We start from the raw sequence: 17,833 nt of genomic DNA on the forward strand, positions 1-17,833 counted from the left end.
ATGTATAGTGCCCAACTATGGGTAGATCAAAATGTACGTTGCTTGGAAGGCCCGATGTTATTGATATTGCCCCCCATCTTTATCAATTAGCTTGACATAGTTTTAGCTGTCTCCCGAAGTGGAATCTCACCCACCTCAGGAGATTCTAATGAAATCCGATCACCATACAAGCAGTTGGCTTTTTGAAAGCCCATTGGCCCCCTTTGTTGATGCATTTATGCTGCACTTGTTTGATTGCCGCTATGCCTCCAACACTATTGATAATTACCTGGCTGGCCTGACGCATTTTGCTCACTGGCTCACCGAGAGCCATATTGATGTCAAAACCATCGACGAAAGGCTAATCCAGCTTTTTTTGGATGAGCATTTGCCAAACTGTTGCTGCGAGCAACCGGCATTCTCTGATGCTAAAGATTTGCATGCGGCACTGGGACATTTACTAGCACTCCTGCGAGACGATGCCATCATCGCCGATCCCTCGATAGGTCAATCGCCGGTAGATGAGGAATTGAGGCGATTCGATGATCACATGAATCACGTTCGAGGACTTGCTGCCAAAACACGTAAACACTATCTTTCTATCGTTCGCTGCCTGCTGTTGGCGCAGTTTTCTGATCGAGCCGTGGTGATTGCCGCCATTAAACCCGAACAGATTCGCCAGTTTGTCGCCAGCCAAAGCGCACGATGTACTGTGCCTGCCAGTATCAGCGCACCGGTTTCGGCATTACGCAGCTATTTTCGCTATCGCGCCACGCTGGGCGATGCCGTTCATCATCTGATCGGCGTCACCAGTTTTCCAGCCAACTGGCAACAAGCCTCGCTACCGAAGACATTGACCAAGCATGAGGTCGAACGCTTGCTAAGCGCGCTGTTGCCTGATGGACCGGCGGCGCTCCGAACAGCAGCTATCGTCCATTGCGCATTGGATCTGGGCTTACGCAGTAGCGAGGTGGCTTATCTTGGCCTGGATGACATTGATTGGTCGGCGGCGACGATCACGCTGCGAGGCACCAAGGGACGACGTGAAGATGTCATGCCTTTACCAACGGCAACCGGTCAAGCCATTGCCGATTACCTGAAGTATGAACGACCACCCACCAGCAATCGTGCGGTGTTCGTGCGTAACGTGGCGCCACGCGATCAGCCTGTCGGCCCTGATTTGATCCGGAAGTCGATTCGCCAGGCTTATGCGCGAGCGGGTTTGCCCTACACGCGGTCGCATCTTCTGCGGCATACCATGGCTAGCAGACTTCTGGAAGGCGGCAGTTCCCTCAAAGAAGTGGCGGATGTCTTGCGGCATCGCTCCCTCAATACCACGTTGGTTTACGCCAAACTTGATAGTAAAAACCTGGCTGCGGTGGCCTTGCCTTGGCCTGGGAGTGTGTCATGAATGCAACCATCACCATGGAAACCCATGGTAAAAATTACCTGAACGAAAGGAGACAGTTGGGGTTTGGTTTACGCAATCCAGGTTATACCGTACTCAGTTTTGCGCGCTACATGGATACGCTGAATAGCCAAGAACCACTGACTACCGAGATCATGGCCGACTGGGCCCGACAAGACAAGGGTCACAGCAATCAGCCTTCAACATGGGCGCGACGACTGAAAAATCTACGCTCATTTTGTCGTTACCTACAACAATTTGAACCGCGCACCGAGGTACCCGACGACAGTATTTTTGGTCGAGTCGGCCAGCGGTTGGCCCCGCATATTTATAGTGAGCAGGAGGTCATTGATTTACTAGCCGCCGCGCATAACCTGGATTCCTTTATTCCAGGCTTACGGGGCGCCACCTACGAGACACTGTTTGGTTTAATAGCGTCCACGGGCTTGCGGATTTCTGAAGCTTTACATCTGCTGGATTCGGATGTTGATCTAAAGTCAGGCATGCTCAGCATACGGAAAACCAAATTTGCCAAATCACGCTATGTACCGCTCCATCCAAGCACTGTAGAGGCGCTGAAACAATATCGGTCACTTCGAAACGATCATATCCAGATCACGGAGGATACGACGTTTTTCATCAGTACGCGGGGCCGACTACTGGGGCAAAGACTGGATTCTCGGCAGGTTCGTCGGGTATTTATCCAATTGCGAAACCAACTGGGCTGGATCAATCGGGGTGGCCACGATGGCCCGCGCATTCACGACTTACGACATACGTTTGTCGTCCGCCGTGTACTGCTATGGCAGGCTGAAGGTATGGATGTCGATCGACAGATGTTGGCTTTGTCCACCTATGTCGGACATGCCATGATCACCAATACGTATTGGTATCTCACCGGCATTCCTGAGCTCATGGCCGTGGCTGCAAACCGGTTTGAAACCTTTACCCAGCTACCGGAGGTGAGTCATGACTGAAGCCACCGCCCCCCATCCTGTAACATTCTCTGCTTTGGTTCAGCAGTTTTTTACCGAATATCTGGTCAATCAACGTGCTATGAGTCCACGTACGATTGCGTCGTATCGGGACGCCATGTTGCTATTCCTGAATTTCGCGCAGCATCGCCTAGGTAAAATGCCAACAGCACTGAATTTGGCCGATATTACGCCGGATTTAATCCTAGCCTTCTTGGATTATTTGGAGCAACAACGTCACAACGCGGTACGTAGCCGGAACTTGAGGCTGACAGCCTTACGCGCATTTTTGAAATACGCCGCCCGACGTGATGTGTCGTCATTTTTTGTCATTGAGCAGGCATTAGGTATCCCCATGAAACGGTTCGAACGCCCCATGCTGGGCTTCTTGAGTCGTGAAGAAATGTTGGCGATCTTGGGTCAGCCGGGCGAAACCTGGACGTCCCAGCGAGATCATCTATTGCTGACTCTGCTTTACAATACCGGCGCGCGCGTTTCCGAAATCATTGGCGTCAAGGTCGGCGATGTCGTCATGAGTGTCAAACGGCTTTGAAAAGTTTCCAGCAAAGAGCGTCGAATAGTTTCCAGTTAAACCCTATGGTTATTGGTTTTCCACCGCCTTTTTCCGGTGTTTAAAACGATAAGAATCGTTGCCGGTTTCCAAGATGTCGCAATGATGAGTAATTCGATCTAGGAGTGCCGTTGTCATCTTGGCATCACCGAACACTTGTACCCATTCGGCGAAGTTCAGATTGGTGGTGATGATCAGTGAGGTTTTTTCATAGAGCTGACTGATCAAGTGAAACAGCAAAGCCCCGCCCGATGCCGGGAACGGCAGATAGCCCAGTTCATCCAGGATAACGGCATCCATCGCCGTCAGTTGCTTGGCCAGATTGCCAGTCTTACCCTGTTGCTTTTCCTTATCCAATTGGTTAACCAGATCAACGGCGTTATAGAAACGAACGCGTTTGCCTTGATGGATGGCGGCTATGCCAATGGCTGTAGCCAAGTGGGTTTTGCCTGTGCCGGTGCCGCCGACCAGGATCAGGTTATACGCCTGTTCCATGAAGTTTCCGGTCGCCAGTTGTTCGATGCGGGTTTGTTGCAACGGCGTTTCTGACCAATCGATTTTTAACAAATCCCGATGAATGGGGAATCGGGCCGCCTTGAGTTGATAATTAAGGCTTCGCGCTTGACGATCCGCTTGTTCAGCAGCGATTAAACGATCCAGCCAGACTTCGGGCATCATGGGTTTTTGCTGGTTGCTGTATTCGGCTTGCCATTCCCCCCAGGCTGCCGCCATGCCATACAAATGCAAGGTTTTCAGTTGCAGCGCACGATCAATGGACATGTCGTTCGCTCCGTAACGCATCGTAGCGACTGCAATCAGCCATGGGTTCGATTGTCAGCGTCGGTAGCGATACAGCAGACTGATCCAGAGCTTTAGGTTTGGCCTCTTCCGTCAGGCGGCGCATCTCGTTGAGGACAATAGCGGCGCTGATCACGCCGGTTTGCAGGGTAAGATCGCAAGCCACTTCCAAGGTATCCAATCCCGCATCGCCCAGGTCACGTGCCATTAACAGCAGATCGACAAAAGCTCTATCACCTTTGTCTTGCTTGAGAATGCGGTCACGTATGACTTTGATCGGCACCGGCAAATCCCAGGTCACAAACGGCGCACCGTGACGCAGTGCCCCAGGCTTCTTCTCCAGCACCGGTAGATAATGCCAGGGATCACAAATCAAATGATCACGTCCGAAGCGGCGCACGTGCTCAGCGATCACTTGGCCATTGGCCACCATGCGAATACGGTCAGCCGTTATCCTGACCGAGACGACTTGGTTGGCCCATTGCGCGGGCACGCTGTAACGATTGCGATGGATGTTGATTAGACACAATGAGGTCACGCGACGCATCGTTTCGACGTAGCCATCAAAGACGGCTTTGATCGGCATCAGTAACGGCTGTTCTTCAGCAAAAAGCTCGGCAGTCGTGCGCGACGACTGATCCGGATGCGGGCGTAACGCCAGTTCTCGGCAACGCTGGGCCAGCCAGGCGTTGAGTTCGGCAAAGTCGGAAAACTTGGGTGTCGGCGTAAACAGCCATTCACTGATATTACCGACCTGATTTTCAACCTGGCCTTTCTCCCAACCAGACTCAGGGGTACACGCCACGGGTTCAAACAGGTAATGATTGGCCAAGGTTAAAAAACGCCGATTGAATCGTCTCTCCTTACCCACAAAGATGGCGTCAACCACCGTCTTCAGATTGTCGTACACCATACGCTTGGGTACGCCGCCGAAGAAAGCAAAGGCTTGGTTATGGGCATCAAACACCATCTCCTGGGTTTCGCAAGGATAGGCGACCACAAACATTTGTCGGCTGTGGCTCAAACGGAAGTGGCCTACTTTCACCGTCTGTTCCATGCCACCAACCACCGCAATTTCATGACTCCAGTCAAATTGACAGGTCTCACCGGCAGGGAATAACAAGGGAACGAAGGCTTGCTTGATACTGGGCGTTGAGGAGCGGGCCTGTTTCCAGGCTTTGACGAAACGTTGTACCGCGCTGTAACCGCCCGCATAGCCTTCCACCTGTAGGCATTCATACAAACGCTGAGCGGTGCGTTTACGCTTTTTGCCCGGCAAGGCCGCATCGTTCTCCAACCACGTCGTCAGTTGTTCGATATAGGCACCGAGTTTCAAATGCGGTTGGTGTTGACGCGTCGGGTAAACCGGTTCTTCAACCGTGTTGAGATGCTTACGAATTGTGGGACGGGACAACTTGAACTGTTTGGCTAAGTCGCTGATGGTCACGCCTTCAACAAAATGCAGTCGCCTGATTTCGGGTAGTACATCCATTTTTATCACTCCAGGTTTCTCCGGCAAAAAGCCGGTCATTGAACAACCTGGGGTGGAAACTTTTCAACGCTCTTTTCCCCAGGACCCTGGAAAGTTTTGCACGCCGTTTTGCAGCCCTGAGTATTCGTTAACGATCACAAGCGCACCTGCGAGCTCGAAACTAAAGCGGTAAACATCGAATGTTGGGAGAAAGCTATTCGTAGTCCACAGGTGCATGTCCTGCCTTCACTGGCAGCTACCTACCAGCGTGATTAGTATCACTGAAAACAGGACGGAAGGACTATATTGGAGAGGTGCGAGAGGCAAAAATGGGGCTGCTGCCGACCATAAAGCGGAGAACTACATTTCGGCTAGCAAAGTCCGGAGTGGGCTTTCGCTACTACCCGCATTAGCACTGCAAGCTTTCAATGGCTAGCTTCCTCGCAATTTCCTCAGCCTTACAAGCAGCCTCTAGTCTAGCCAGTTCAACGCTTTTCTCCATTAGCTCGTAAGAATATGCATCAACTGGTCCGCTATACTTCATCTCGCGATGGGCTGCTAAACCGTCCTCTTTTGACCACAGCGCACCTTCAGTGTTGATCCCCCGGTCTTGGCTCATTTGCAAAATTGCCAGCAATTCTTTTGGCGACTTGTAAAAATAAGAACACTTCTCTTGCACCCATTCCAACGTATAAAAATCGGCATCTTCCGGGTCATGCCGTTTATAAATATCAGCTATCGCCTGTAAAATTTCACGGGACATAATATTTCCTCCAACTTATTTTGATCGGGTTTTTTCAAAGGCATAAATAAGGATAGCGTAACCCAACTCAGGCTATGTTTACGTGCTATCAATGATCGTTAATGGAGAATCGCAGCTGATCAAAGGTTCGAACATAGGTACCGATAGCGACGACCATGGGCAGCGTCACCAATACAACAAACCAGAGTCATGATTGTTCGATGTCTCATGTCCGTGTGTGACGCCCAACGTAAAGCTAACATGTTGACTGTCACCACATCCCTAGGTCAGGCGTTCGAGTCATCTTAATCTTACGTAATATTCCGTACATAACGCTTGGACTTTCAATAATAGATTAGATTTCTGACCCAACACCAAGCCAAATCATTGGTGACAATGAGCTAGTTTGCAGTCAGTGATCATAGATTATTCTTCGGCTACTCTTGGCCTGCTGCCGGAGGCCTAGAGAGTCGTCTTCGAAGAAGCGAGACTCTAAGATGCTTGGGCTTGCGTCTGCATTGACGAAAACGTATGTCGGGTGAGGATCGAAATAGCGAATACAAAAGCATAAGATTTTCTTCAAATTTGAACCGTCAGCAATTCCTTGATATTGGTGGTGTAAGAAGGCGATTTGAACTGTTGCCGCATCAGCCAACGCTTGCTAAGCATTTCACTCGCATAGCGAACACTGCGCTTACCATGTTTGCGGTTAATGTCGTCTAGTGCGGCCATCAGTTGATCAGATCGCAGGCTGCTTTGATCACTATCGAACAATGACAGTTGCGTAACATGGGCTGACCATAAGTCCGGCAACAAAATACCGGCACGTTGATACGAAAAGCCGCGTCTAAAAATCCGCTTCAAACCTTGTTGAGCGGCTGCAATCAATTGCGCGGTATCATTGGTTGGACGATCAAACGCTATGGTCGCACTGTTGGAGTATTGCGGGTTGCGGGTATCAAACGGACTGGTATGAATAAACACCGTCAATACGTGCGTGGTCAATCGCTGTTGTCGGCATTTTTCCGCAGAACGAGAAGCAAAGTGTGTCACCGCTGCGCGTAAATCATCATAGTCAGTCAATCGCTCACCAAAGCTACGCGAAGTCAGAATCTGTTTTTTCGGTGCGGGCATTTCTTCTAAGGCAATACAGGAAATACCGTTCAACTCGGTCACAATCCGTTCCATCACTACACCAAAATGTTGACGTAGCTGTTTTGGATCAGACTGTTTCAGTGCCAACGCATTATGAATACCAAGCTGATTGAGCTTATCTTTCCAGCGCCTGGAAATACCCCAAAGGTCATCCAGCGCAATGGATTTTAAAACGGCGTCAGAATCTTCAATGTTGCGCCAATCCAGAACTGGCCCATGTTGAGAATGACCGTTTTTTGCTAAACGATTGGCCAGTTTTGCTAAAGTCTTCGTCGGTGCAATACCAATTGAAATCGGAATTCCGGTCCATTGCTTAACAATCGTACAAATCTCTAAGCTGTAGTCCGAGAGATTGATTGGCATGCCGCTAAAATCCAAAAAGCATTCGTCAATGGAATACACTTCAGATCGCGGTGCAAAGCTACTCAGTATTTGCATCACACGCTGACTCATATCACCATATAACGCATAGTTGCTAGAAAATACCGCAATGCCTTCTTGCTTGGCATACTGCTCAATCTTGAAATAAGCGGCACCCATTTTGATGCCCAAAGCCTTGGCTTCATTACTTCTGGCAATCACGCAACCGTCATTATTGGATAGCACTACAACCGGTTTACCGTTTAATTTGGGCTGAAAAACCCTTTCACAGCTTGCGTAAAAATTGTTGCAATCCGCAATCGCGAATATGGGTGCTGGAGTCATCTAAACCGGTAGTGAACGAATCACGTTTTTGACCACACCCCAAATATGCAACTCCATGCCTTCTTTAATCTGGAAGTCAGGATAGTCGGGATTTTTTGATCGCAACCAAATTTCAACGGTAGAAGTATCCAACGCTTTAACGGTCACTTCACCGTCTATCACCGCAACCACGATACTATTGTTGTTAGGACGTAATGAACGATCAACGACCAACATATCACCATCGTTGATGCCTGCACCGGTCATGGAATGACCTTTTACTTTAACGAAGAAGGTGGCTGGTGGATTGCTGATGCAATGTTGATTGAGGTCTATCGTCGATTCTAAATGATCATCAGCCGGTGATGGAAAACCCGCAGGCACTTTAGACGTGAATAACGGCAATTCAATCGTACTCAATTGCTGTTGAGGTTCCAGAATCGGCAGTTCCAGATCGTCAGACCATAGTGCAGCACTATTCAATGGCTTCGTATTGCGTGGTTGATAGCTTGATATAGAAATGACGCTCATGCTTATATCCCAAATTCGTGGTTCTGATGAGGGCAAGCAGTGTACCTCAAAAACGGAATTGTTTTGTATTTGTTCTTATTATTTGTTGCGTTTGGTTGTTACGCATTTCTGACGTTTAATAGCATCAGTCGTATTCACGGAGGCATTGGCAATGTGTGGTCGTTATCAGCTAACAGCAACGCCGGAAAGCATTGCTGAACATTTTGAGTTGCCACGCTTGCCTCGCTTTCAAGCTAGCTACAACATTACCCCTGCGCAAAAAATCCTGTGCATCGTTGAGCTTGACGATAAATCGCTAAAATCGGTAAACCTGTTTTGGGGGTTAGTGCCGTCATGGTCTAAGGACGATAAAAACAGCCATCATCTGATCAACGCCCGTGCTGAAACCATTAGAGAGAAACCCAGTTTTCGTGCTGCCTTCCATAAGCGTCGCAGCTTAGTCGTCGCAAGCGGTTTTTATGAGTGGCAGAAATTGGAAACACATAAACAAGCGTTTCATATCCACCGGCAAGACAATCAGTTATTTGCCTTTGCTGGACTCTGGGAACATTGGGAACACGACGCGCAAACACTGTATTCCTGTACCATCATCACGACCGCAGCAACGCAACTGATGCAACCGATTCATGAACGTATGCCGGTGATCATGCCTGCAAACCATTACCGGGATTGGCTGGATAAATCAGCCACTGACGATGACGTGTTTCACTTACTGGATAATCAGGCGTACGCTGATATGACTACAACACCGATCAGTGATTATGTAAACAATCCAAGGCATGATGATGAGCGGTGTATGGAATAGCTTCTGGTCATGCAGTTTGGCCGTTCAAAGCTGAGTCTTATTCATTCTGCTCTACTGAAATTAACGGAGGCGTTATCGGTAGACAAGGCTAATAAAACACGCCTTTTTATTTCTTAGGAGCCATTTAGATGCTGAAAAGATGCTGGTTTGGTATTTATGTTGTATTGCTACCCAGTCTTGGATGGTCGAATGATTTCTCGACCATCCAGGACAATATCAAACCCGGCAACATTGTCATCATCGGCGAAAGCCACCAGAAACCGGAATCAACACAGCTTTTCGCTCTACTGGTTGATGCGGCGCTGGAAAGACATCAATGCCTGACTGTCGGACTCGAAATTAACCGCAATCAACAACCCGTCATCGATGCTGTAACCAAGGGCGAAGCACAGGTATCGGAGATTAAAATACCGTATGCCATCGATCATCCTGGTATGCGAAAACTGATTGATTATCTGGTCACGCTCAAATCGAAATTTCCATGCTTGGGCATCGAGGCCATTGACGCCGATCAAGACCGCGACGTAAATATGGCCAACCGATTATCTGAGTTCCCACGCGACAAGCCGATACTGGCTCTTTTGGGTGGACTACACACATTAAAAAAAGTTAAGTGGACTATCAAAAGCGGAGAACCCTTTGTTGCCGAGATTCTGGTTAACCATGGCTTGCCAGTTAAAATCTATCCTCAAAACTGGCAGCCTGAGAGGTGCAAGAACGGACAGGGAAGATCAAGCCGATACGTTAATGCCGACGATCCGGAAGCATTGCAGATTCTGAATGAGTCCTTCATGTCGCTGATCAACGCCCAACGTCACCGATCAACGCAGGATGTTGTCGATGGGTTTTTGCTTTGGGAATGCGATCTTTAGTTGTTTTTCCGACTAGTCAATCATGATGCTTGTGGCTGCAGCTCTCGAAGGCGCACTAATCGCACCACTGAGTGACTTTTTAACAAGCAATAATCCTCGCAGCCTGGCTTTTGACCATGACCGCGAGGGTATGCCAGCTGATTCAAGCCATTTCATGTAAATTCTGGGCGCTACATCTGACCCTCTTCCAAGGCCATCAGGCTGCCATCATCATGTTCAACCCAAACGACTCAGCATATAAAGAACGTTTGAGGCTCCTCTGGTTCCAATTGCCTGGACATCGATTCACAATAGTGATGGAAATTCCCCGTGAATTCGATGGCAGGAAGAAGATTGTTGTCAATCACGTGAGGAATATTGAGATTGGTCAGTAGCCCGTTGATGTCTTCGAATACTGACTTAGCGTCATCGGTTGTCAAGAGCGGCCAAACGTAAACGGTTGACAATTCTTTTTCACGATCAAAAAAAGCCGCCCGTATTTCCGTTGGTATGCCATCGACACCGTGTTTACTGAGCAGGACTTTTGACACGGGATAATCTTGGGCTTTCATATTTACCTTGTAGAAGATATCTAGTTCATTGTGTAAATGGATCCCGCGCGAGGCGGCAATACTGAGCGGATTGGGTTTTTCAATCTCCCAGACGTTGTGACCGGTTTGTTCATCCATCTCCTCTTTAAAGGGCTCTGACCATTCTTCGGCAAATCCGCCAAAGTCATCCGATTTGGGCTGTTCACAAAAAAGAGGCGTTAATGCCTGATCGTTAATCACCACACCCACCAGGAATCGCAAAATGAGCTCCCCCTCCGGACTCTCAGAGGGCTTCATAACAAAAGAACGGCGTGATTCCGATGTTGAAATTTCGCCTTCGGCTTGCTCGATCAACTGCTGGTTGATCTGGCGAATTTGGCTAGGTAACCAGTTGATGTCTTCAAGGGTGAATAATTCGTCATGAATGGCGAGGGCTTGTCTATCATTGATCAGCCCATGGCTTTGAAGCAATTGTCTAATGCGCTCGGAGTCTTCAATACGCTTAGGCAAAGCCTTTCCAGGATGTGTCTCGATGACCATCGGAATGGCGAATACGATCGCCTCTGCATTCGGCATAGACGGCAATCTCACCCGAATGCGTTCGGCGAGCGAAACAATGCGCTCATTTAATATCGAAAATACGTGCAAACCTTCCGATTGTCGTAAAGCGCTTACCAAAATATCGTCCTGGCCATTTGCAATACAGGACTCAATAAACGCTCGAAAAAGTGAATCGAGCTCAGGCGACGTTGGGTTCAGGGCGACTTTCTTAGCGGTTAAAGTGATGAATTCAACGAAAGAATCCGACGTAGCGGTGTCGTTAATAGAACGGTTTAACATGATAATGCTCCTGGGTTGTGTTGATGTTGAGGGGTAAAACAAGTTTGGGGTTTTGCCTGAGCCTGGGGTTATGCTCCGGATGTGTGTTGATCTTGCAGTGCAGAAAACAGATGACATTCATGGAACACCTACACCCGCTTTTGCGTATTGGCCAACAACACGTTGACGGCGTAAGCCACGACAAAAACGCCCACCGGCACGGCTTGCGGTGGAATCGGAAACGGCAGGGTCAAACTGACCAACAACAGATACAACGCCCCCAGAATCAGATAAAGGCTGTAGCGATGCGCCATGGGACTGGGGTAATCGAAGTTGGTCTGGCTGATCTTGCGCCGCACCAGTCCGTCGACGACAAACGGCAGCAAGGCAGCTGCCAAGTACGGTAACCAGATGCAAGCCGTGGTCAGGCGCTTGATCATTTGAAAGATCGTGTCCCACAGTACGTTGAGTCGACTTTCGATAAAGGGAAACAAATCGTTACGCCCCACATCCTCGAAGCCTTTGGACATCTGCCGTTCGCGCTCGGTGGGGATGAAGTAGCGGAACACGCTGTCGCGGATGCCGGTAGTGACGAACAGGCGATCAAACCAGCGTTGTGCGGTTTTGCTGATCTGTGATTCTTTATCGGCGCCAAAAAAACCGATCATCATTTGATCTTCGGCGCGCTGCAGTTCGCGCGTCCAGCGATCAGACACAAAACTGGCCACCAGGATCACTTCCAGTAGCCAAAGCATCAGGCTGAACAACAGATTGCGCGTCATGAGCTCGCGCCTCGACGATCTTGTGCCGATTGCAGTATCGGCAAGCGACCTTTGACGATGCGGCCGCCGGATAACTTGGCGATGTAATGCAAGTCAGGCAGTTGCCCCAATAGCTGGGGCGCAAACAAATCGCCTTCTTCTTCCATCAAGCGTTCACCAACATTGCCGGAAAACACCGTAGGATTGGTTGCACTGGTGGCCACGCCTTGGGTGCGCATGATGTACTTCAACCGCGTCTTCGGCAGATTGTCGGTGATGTACTGCTGGGTTTCGCTGTCCATGATCCTCAGCGCGATCAGGTTGTTGACGTTGCCTAGCACTTGCCGTGCTTTGTCTTGAGAACCGGTACGGGCGGCAAAGTCGGCAAAGGTCTGGGTGGCGATGAACAGGCGAATCTTGGCGCCCCGGCCTTTGTTCAGGACCTGAATGAAGGGATCGTTGATGACTTCGGCGGCTTCATCGACAAACACATTCACCGGTCGGTCCGTGACGCCGTAGTTGTAGCGATCACCGGCTACGGCCGCCAAGTCGGCCAACAGAATCGAGCCAATGGCGCTGCCCACCATGCCATCCGATAACGAGTCCAAACCGATATAAGCTACCTGGGCTTTTTCGATGATGTGACCGGTATTGGTGATGGGACGTAAGTCATCTACGTCGTGCGGATTCGGTGACAGCAAAGGCCCCAAAGAACCCGATGTCAACATGTTCATGATCGGAATCAAGGAGGCGACCATCTTGCTGAAATGTGCCCGGTCATGTTCGAACAAGGACAACAGGCCTTCCAAATCCAGGTTTGGCACTCGGTATTGGACGACCTCACGGTAAAATCGCACCAAGCATGCCGCTTTGGAGTCAATGTCCTCTGCTTTTTTGAAAAAGGATCGCGCCTCGTGTCGCCACTGCCCCAGGCTATTATCGAAATAGCGTTCCAAGGCCTGAATCACCAGCGTCGAAGGACCGCCTTCCAAATAACGACGCAGCTTGACCAATGTTGGCCGTTCCTCGATCACCATCAAGCCCTGAATCACGTTATCCAACGATTTTTGGCCAAAGGCTTTGAAGGGATCGTTACTGCTTTCACTCGGCGAAATGGCGCTGATGCGGCTGGCGATTTCCGAAGGTCGGTTGAAATTGTGCAAGGGATCGAGACGGACGCTGTCTTCCGGAAACGCCGGGTGGAAATACACGAAGCGATCCGGGCGCTTGGCCAAGGCGCAAGCCCGTTTGGCGCAGGCCATCAAATCCTTGTCGCCCTTGGGATCAATGATGATCACTGCTTCGCCACGCAACACGGCTTGTGTCACCAACACGTCAAAGGCGCGGGTTTTGCCGGCACCGGTGGTACCGACTAGCAGCGTATGGCCGGCGGTATGCTGTAAGGGCTGGCGAATGTCACTTTCGGATACTTCCAGGCCATGAATCCAGGCCGAGCCCATGCGTTGATGGTCGCTGGGTATCAAGGTCGAGACATCGCGTTTCAAGATCTCATAGGCCAACTGAGCATGCTTTTGCACCCAATCAAATCCCCAGCCGAACCACAAGGCCTCTGGATGCTGTTTCACCATGCCTACCAGCTTTTCGGCATCCAGATATTGGAACCGAAACTGCCGCAACCGGCGTTTGCGGTACCAAAGACTCAAGGCCGGCGACAACCGCCAACACGCCATGACCCCACACGCCGTCATCAACCAGTCGAACGGCTCACGCGGTAGGCCCGACCAGCGACTTGTGAAATACGCCAATCCGGCACCGCCTAGCCAGCCCGAGATGGCATACACCTCGAAGATGGGCCGCCAGGGAAACTGATAGTCGTAATCGGATTTCATGGCTTAACCCGTACTTTGATGCCTTGCCCACGCCCCAGCACTTGGTAGTCAGGATGCTGACTGATTTCGCGCAGGAATTCATAGCGTTTCAAGTCCGGATGTGCGTCGAGGTAGACCCCGAGTTCGTCATCAGAAACAGTGATCCACTCGTCTTGCTGATCTGGCGAGGTGCGCAGTGTCGAGATCCATGCGCTCACTTCTGGAAAATCTTGCCTAGGTTGCACGCTCGGAATGCCGTCGTTAATGCTTGGTTTGACTGAATCCATGACTGTTGTCGACGTTACTGGGGGTTCTGCTGGTTGCTTGTGACTGCGTGGTTTGGCTTTTGTGTTTCGCTGCTGGGTGGGCTTTTGAAGGGTCGATGGATTGACGGGATCGATACGATTGTCTGGTTTGACTTCGACATTTTCAGCAGGCAATGCAGTTGGTTTCGCATTCGATGCTTTAACCGGTAAATCGCCTATCATGCGCACTAGCCTCTGCGCAGGTTCCTCAGCCAGTTGTACGACGCGTTGCTGCCCTAAGGTTTGCACTTTCCGCATTGGAGACAACACATCGGTCACTAACCAGTTTTGATCGACCAAGCCTTGAATGAACACATCGCTTTCGATTTGAAGCTTTTGCGGAACGTCTGGAAACAGGCAGAACCATTTACCGTGTCTTTCGAAGAGCTCGCCGTTCCATGACCACTGCCCCTGAGCAATCCGGGTTGCGATCTCGATAAACCACGCGCCGGCCTGTCCATGATTGCTGAGCCATAAGGCTTCTGGGTCTTGGATGGATTGGGTTTGCTCCGTCACGATGTCCGCTTGAGGGTCGGCTGAAGACTTGGTATCGCCATCCACGCTCGGCGTGCATCCGTCCTCGACAAGGGTGGTGGGTTTGTCGGTATCACCGTTATCCGATTCAACCTGAATGACTGGGGATAACGGGACCTGCTCTTGGCTATTGTCATCGGGAATGACAGCCAAGCTTGGAATCTCGCGGTCGGTTAATGGTGTCTCCCTAGCCTGCTTTGGTTTGGTCGGTTTGCGAGATTTGACCGCTACTGACTTTTCGGGCAATGCCTGGTCGTTGGTTTCTGATTGGGTTGGTGTATTAGATTCCTCGTCCTCAACTTCAAATCCTTCGATCGCGGCCGGCGGCTCATTGCTGAATATTGATTCCAACGATGCCAAACGCAGCATGTAAAACACGGCGTCCAAGCCATCGGGTCGCATACGCCAATAGCGGTACTGGCGGCCTGCGGTATCGCGTTTGGGAATTGCCAAACCACGTTCGATCAAAATATCCGCCAAGGTATCTTCATCGCGCGGAATACCGGGCACCTTGTCTTTGGCCAGCAAACCGACGATGTCTTGCGCGCCAGTCCGCCAAACAATATGCACACCGGATTGAAATCGCCATACTCTGGCGCCTTTGTCGTTGACCAGCCACTGGCCTGATTTAATCAAGCGCCGCATCGCATCGAACAGATACCGCTCGACCGGCATCCCCAACGCCGCATCGACCGAATGCGCATGGGTTTTCAAATCGCGTTCCACGCTTTTGCAGTCTGCGGTAACCACTAACTCATAGAGCTTGCTGCCGCGATCCAGACCATGCAAGGTTTCCAGTAGCGCTTGCATGATTTCTGGTCCCGGTTCCAGCAGGTAAGCACGCGACTCACGCGTCAACACCCGCTCGATAACCAGTGCCGAAAACTGTTGGTGGCGTTTATGACGGTTCTCTCGCCAGCGCAAAAAATAGCGATCGATACCGTGTTGTGCCGCCCAGTCGATCAAATTTTCGTCACAGGGATTCCAGGTGTGCAGCCCCTGACTGTCGGTGACAGCGATGTCGGAGACAGGTTTGCCGATGTCGTGCAATAAGCCGGCAAAACACACGGCCAATCGCCAGCGCGGCTCCAAGGTTTTACGAGACTTGGGTGTGGCGTCGCTTGCAAATAGGCAGCCGTGCGATGCCAGCGTTGCCCAATGTGCGACTTCAAGGCCGTGCCTAAACAAACCACCGGCGCCGCGATGGTGATGTGATTCGGAGGCCGGCAACAAATGACTGAATGCGGCATAGCGTTTAATGACCGGTAGTGCAATCGCCTGATATAACGCATCGGGCAATGCCAATGCCTGCTCTATGGATTGAATCAGCTCGCTTTGGGTAGCCAGAACACGCGCTACCGATGCCGCCGGCAGCCCCTTCATGAAGGGTGGATAACGTGGAATCTCCTCGCCAGACGATGCCGGTGGTGCACTGACCAAAGCCGGTTTATCGCCCCAAAGACGCTGACTGATACGTTGGATGAAAGATGACGTGGCGTTTTCCATGGCGCCGCATCGTGACATAAAAATTTTGGACCCTTCGTACAATAAAGGTCAAATTCGACCTTTATTGTACGAAGAGCAGAAAAGTTTGTGATTAATGTACTGCGCTTTCTGATTCGTCTGGAGGCAGCATGAACATTGACACCATCCCCCCTCATATTCGCTCGTTTATCCCGATTGTAGGCTTGGCGCTGTGCACGGCTTGCGCATCGCCGAGTGCAGTGGATGAACACATTCACGAAGTCGTCATCGGATCGATGATGCTCGATTCCAAAAAGCCCTGGCACCTGGATAGTGCCTGGCAGGCTGGCGGAATAGGCGGTTCGGCGCTACGGACCGCGTCGATAGAGCATGTTGTCAGGCAAGTGGATCAGCCCTGGCGGGCCTTAAACGATGCCGATACCGTTGCAAAGCCCAAACACGCTGACAACAGCTTTGCGGATTCAATCGAATTAACGCAGATCGACGACCCATCCCAGTTGGAACGCGCCTGGCGAAAATATTGCCATCATCAGCTCGACCTGTCGCTTGAGGAACGCGCGCTGATCGACTCGACAGACATGCCAACCGCCTTACAGCATGCCTGCAATCCCAGTAGTCTGCTGAAATAAGGGGGCGTCATGAGTATCCCAACCAACGACGCGTTAGGCAATCTCGACGACCGCTTTCAAAAACTGGTGGCCCTTAAAAAATCCAAACCCACAAAAGTCCAACCCTTGGCGACTTTACCGCATTGGCCAGCCGGTATGCGCGGTACGCCGAATGCCTGTTTGCGCAGCGCCTTGTTTGCCGGGGTGCAGGGCAATGAGCGGATAGCGTACAAAAAGCGCACCCTATTGGCCGCAGTCGAGGGCATCGAAGTCCGTTATCTGGGCGTTCAACTCAATCAGTCCGATCTGGACGTCTGGATGCAGATCGTGCATCTATCCAGAACGCAATTGCCGGGCTTTAGCGTTACCTTCAGTGCGCATGCGTTGCTGATGGCTTTAGGCCGATCGACCGGCAAAAGTCAGCACGAATGGTTGAAGGAATCCATGGCGCGTTTAGGCGGTGCCTTTGTGGAAATCACCTTTCAAGGCCGAGACACCTTTGGCGAAAAAGGGTTCTTACGGTATCACCGTGATGAAGTGACCCATCGCTACGTGGTGGAAGTGACCGAATCCATGCTGCGCTTGTTTGAAGACGGCTACACCTACATCGAGTTCGAGCAACGTCGTAAATTACGTAAACACCCCTTGGCACTCTGGTTACAGGGTTTTATGTCGTCACATGCAGCGCCTTATCCGTTGAAAATCAACACCATCCACCGTTTGAGCGGCAGCAGTGCCACGACCCTGCGTGACTTCAAATACCGTTTACGCAAAGCATTGGAAGCCTTGGTCGACTGCGGTAGTCTGGAAAGCTTTGAGATCGGCGAGGATACCGTCAAAGTTAAAAAACACCCCACAGCGAGCCAGCAACGGTATTTACAGGGCAACAGCGGTTGAAAAAAGCACGGCATTCGACCGACGCTATTTTGGCTCGGTCGATACGGCATTCGGCCGACGCACTAACGGCATTCG

At 50.7% G+C, this 17,833-nt stretch carries 16 protein-coding genes; 7 read left to right on the forward strand and 9 right to left on the reverse strand.

Translation table 11 applies throughout. The features are described from left to right. The first annotated feature begins 148 nt into the window (after positions 1 to 148). Genes A1332_RS19730 through A1332_RS19740 form a run of 3 tightly spaced genes read left to right on the forward strand, consistent with a single transcriptional unit; the run spans position 149 to position 2,914 of the window. Entirely contained in the window at positions 149 to 1,390 is a 1,242-nt protein-coding gene (locus A1332_RS19730; RefSeq protein ID WP_064010138.1) for a site-specific integrase, read from the forward strand. Beyond that, entirely contained in the window at positions 1,387 to 2,364 is a 978-nt protein-coding gene (locus A1332_RS19735; protein ID WP_064010139.1) for a tyrosine-type recombinase/integrase, read from the forward strand. Before A1332_RS19730 ends, A1332_RS19735 begins: the two co-directional genes overlap by 4 nt. Continuing rightward, positions 2,357 to 2,914 carry a tyrosine-type recombinase/integrase gene (locus A1332_RS19740; RefSeq protein ID WP_082879787.1) on the forward strand — a complete coding sequence of 186 codons (558 nt, stop codon included), beginning with the start codon at positions 2,357 to 2,359 and terminating at the stop codon, positions 2,912 to 2,914. Before A1332_RS19735 ends, A1332_RS19740 begins: the two co-directional genes overlap by 8 nt. Before the next feature lie 48 nt (positions 2,915 to 2,962). Here the strand turns inward: A1332_RS19740 and istB are convergent, their stop codons facing one another. From istB to A1332_RS19765, 5 genes are all read right to left on the reverse strand, one after another. Then, a complete protein-coding gene (gene istB / locus A1332_RS19745; RefSeq protein WP_064010140.1) occupies positions 2,963 to 3,712 on the reverse strand; it encodes an IS21-like element helper ATPase IstB in 750 nt (249 codons plus the stop codon). Further along, positions 3,702 to 5,222, reverse strand: a complete 1,521-nt coding sequence (gene istA / locus A1332_RS19750) for an IS21 family transposase (RefSeq protein ID WP_064010173.1) — start codon at positions 5,220 to 5,222, stop codon at positions 3,702 to 3,704. The genes istB and istA overlap by 11 nt, the downstream gene beginning before the upstream one ends. Positions 5,223 to 5,610: 388 nt before the next feature. Further along, positions 5,611 to 5,964, reverse strand: a complete 354-nt coding sequence (locus A1332_RS19755; protein ID WP_064010141.1) for a hypothetical protein — start codon at positions 5,962 to 5,964, stop codon at positions 5,611 to 5,613. 558 nt (positions 5,965 to 6,522) lie between these two features. Then, positions 6,523 to 7,803 (reverse strand): Y-family DNA polymerase, encoded by a 1,281-nt coding sequence (locus A1332_RS19760; RefSeq protein WP_082879788.1) that lies wholly within the window; start codon positions 7,801 to 7,803, stop codon positions 6,523 to 6,525. Further along, on the reverse strand, positions 7,804 to 8,313 hold the full coding sequence (locus A1332_RS19765; RefSeq protein ID WP_082879789.1) for a LexA family protein: 510 nt from the start codon (positions 8,311 to 8,313) through the stop codon (positions 7,804 to 7,806). It abuts the gene before it with no gap. A gap of 151 nt (positions 8,314 to 8,464) precedes the next feature. Here A1332_RS19765 and A1332_RS19770 point away from each other — a divergent pair, with 151 nt between their 5' ends. Together A1332_RS19770 and A1332_RS19775 are read left to right on the forward strand one after the other, a co-directional pair. Next, the gene (locus A1332_RS19770) at positions 8,465 to 9,118 is read left to right on the forward strand and encodes an SOS response-associated peptidase (RefSeq protein WP_064010142.1); all 654 of its coding nucleotides are present in this window, start codon (positions 8,465 to 8,467) and stop codon (positions 9,116 to 9,118) included. A gap of 128 nt (positions 9,119 to 9,246) precedes the next feature. Further along, on the forward strand, positions 9,247 to 9,990 hold the full coding sequence (locus A1332_RS19775) for a hypothetical protein (RefSeq protein ID WP_064010143.1): 744 nt from the start codon (positions 9,247 to 9,249) through the stop codon (positions 9,988 to 9,990). Between the two features lie 230 nt (positions 9,991 to 10,220). On the opposite strand, the gene A1332_RS19780 is transcribed toward A1332_RS19775, so the two are convergent. The 4 genes from A1332_RS19780 to mobH all read right to left on the reverse strand — a co-directional run bounded on the left by A1332_RS19780 (position 10,221) and on the right by mobH (position 16,274). After that, positions 10,221 to 11,360: a hypothetical protein gene (locus tag A1332_RS19780; protein ID WP_064010144.1), complete on the reverse strand. Its 1,140-nt coding sequence runs from the start codon at positions 11,358 to 11,360 to the stop codon at positions 10,221 to 10,223. Between the two features lie 128 nt (positions 11,361 to 11,488). Beyond that, entirely contained in the window at positions 11,489 to 12,121 is a 633-nt protein-coding gene (locus A1332_RS19785; protein WP_064010145.1) for a DUF4400 domain-containing protein, read from the reverse strand. Further along, the gene (gene traD / locus A1332_RS19790) at positions 12,118 to 13,950 is read right to left on the reverse strand and encodes a conjugative transfer system coupling protein TraD (RefSeq protein WP_064010146.1); all 1,833 of its coding nucleotides are present in this window, start codon (positions 13,948 to 13,950) and stop codon (positions 12,118 to 12,120) included. Before traD ends, A1332_RS19785 begins: the two co-directional genes overlap by 4 nt. Next, on the reverse strand, positions 13,947 to 16,274 hold the full coding sequence (gene mobH, locus A1332_RS19795; protein WP_064010147.1) for a MobH family relaxase: 2,328 nt from the start codon (positions 16,272 to 16,274) through the stop codon (positions 13,947 to 13,949). The genes traD and mobH overlap by 4 nt, the downstream gene beginning before the upstream one ends. A gap of 128 nt (positions 16,275 to 16,402) precedes the next feature. On the opposite strand from mobH, the gene A1332_RS19800 reads away from it, so the two are divergent. Then, positions 16,403 to 16,882 (forward strand): hypothetical protein, encoded by a 480-nt coding sequence (locus A1332_RS19800; protein ID WP_064010148.1) that lies wholly within the window; start codon positions 16,403 to 16,405, stop codon positions 16,880 to 16,882. 9 nt (positions 16,883 to 16,891) lie between these two features. Beyond that, entirely contained in the window at positions 16,892 to 17,758 is an 867-nt protein-coding gene (trfA, locus tag A1332_RS19805) for a plasmid replication initiator TrfA (protein WP_064010149.1), read from the forward strand. Positions 17,759 to 17,833: the final 75 nt, after the last annotated feature.

Source organism: Methylomonas methanica, assembly GCF_001644035.1.
GTDB lineage: Bacteria > Pseudomonadota > Gammaproteobacteria > Methylococcales > Methylomonadaceae > Methylomonas > Methylomonas methanica_A.

Excerpts from the sequence above, each read along its gene's own strand:
- A1332_RS19780 (WP_064010144.1), bottom strand. The coding sequence starts at position 11,360 with ATGTTAAACCGTTCTATTAACGACACCGCTACGTCGGATTCTTTCGTT.
- trfA (WP_064010149.1), top strand. The coding sequence starts at position 16,892 with ATGAGTATCCCAACCAACGACGCGTTAGGCAATCTCGACGACCGCTTT.
- mobH (WP_064010147.1), bottom strand. The coding sequence starts at position 16,274 with ATGGAAAACGCCACGTCATCTTTCATCCAACGTATCAGTCAGCGTCTT.
- traD (WP_064010146.1), bottom strand. The coding sequence starts at position 13,950 with ATGAAATCCGATTACGACTATCAGTTTCCCTGGCGGCCCATCTTCGAG.
- A1332_RS19765 (WP_082879789.1), bottom strand. The coding sequence starts at position 8,313 with ATGAGCGTCATTTCTATATCAAGCTATCAACCACGCAATACGAAGCCA.
- A1332_RS19775 (WP_064010143.1), top strand. The coding sequence starts at position 9,247 with ATGCTGAAAAGATGCTGGTTTGGTATTTATGTTGTATTGCTACCCAGT.
- A1332_RS19740 (WP_082879787.1), top strand. The coding sequence starts at position 2,357 with ATGACTGAAGCCACCGCCCCCCATCCTGTAACATTCTCTGCTTTGGTT.
- A1332_RS19755 (WP_064010141.1), bottom strand. The coding sequence starts at position 5,964 with ATGTCCCGTGAAATTTTACAGGCGATAGCTGATATTTATAAACGGCAT.
- A1332_RS19785 (WP_064010145.1), bottom strand. The coding sequence starts at position 12,121 with ATGACGCGCAATCTGTTGTTCAGCCTGATGCTTTGGCTACTGGAAGTG.
- istA (WP_064010173.1), bottom strand. The coding sequence starts at position 5,222 with ATGGATGTACTACCCGAAATCAGGCGACTGCATTTTGTTGAAGGCGTG.
- A1332_RS19760 (WP_082879788.1), bottom strand. The coding sequence starts at position 7,803 with ATGACTCCAGCACCCATATTCGCGATTGCGGATTGCAACAATTTTTAC.
- istB (WP_064010140.1), bottom strand. The coding sequence starts at position 3,712 with ATGTCCATTGATCGTGCGCTGCAACTGAAAACCTTGCATTTGTATGGC.
- A1332_RS19770 (WP_064010142.1), top strand. The coding sequence starts at position 8,465 with ATGTGTGGTCGTTATCAGCTAACAGCAACGCCGGAAAGCATTGCTGAA.
- A1332_RS19800 (WP_064010148.1), top strand. The coding sequence starts at position 16,403 with ATGAACATTGACACCATCCCCCCTCATATTCGCTCGTTTATCCCGATT.
- A1332_RS19730 (WP_064010138.1), top strand. The coding sequence starts at position 149 with ATGAAATCCGATCACCATACAAGCAGTTGGCTTTTTGAAAGCCCATTG.
- A1332_RS19735 (WP_064010139.1), top strand. The coding sequence starts at position 1,387 with ATGAATGCAACCATCACCATGGAAACCCATGGTAAAAATTACCTGAAC.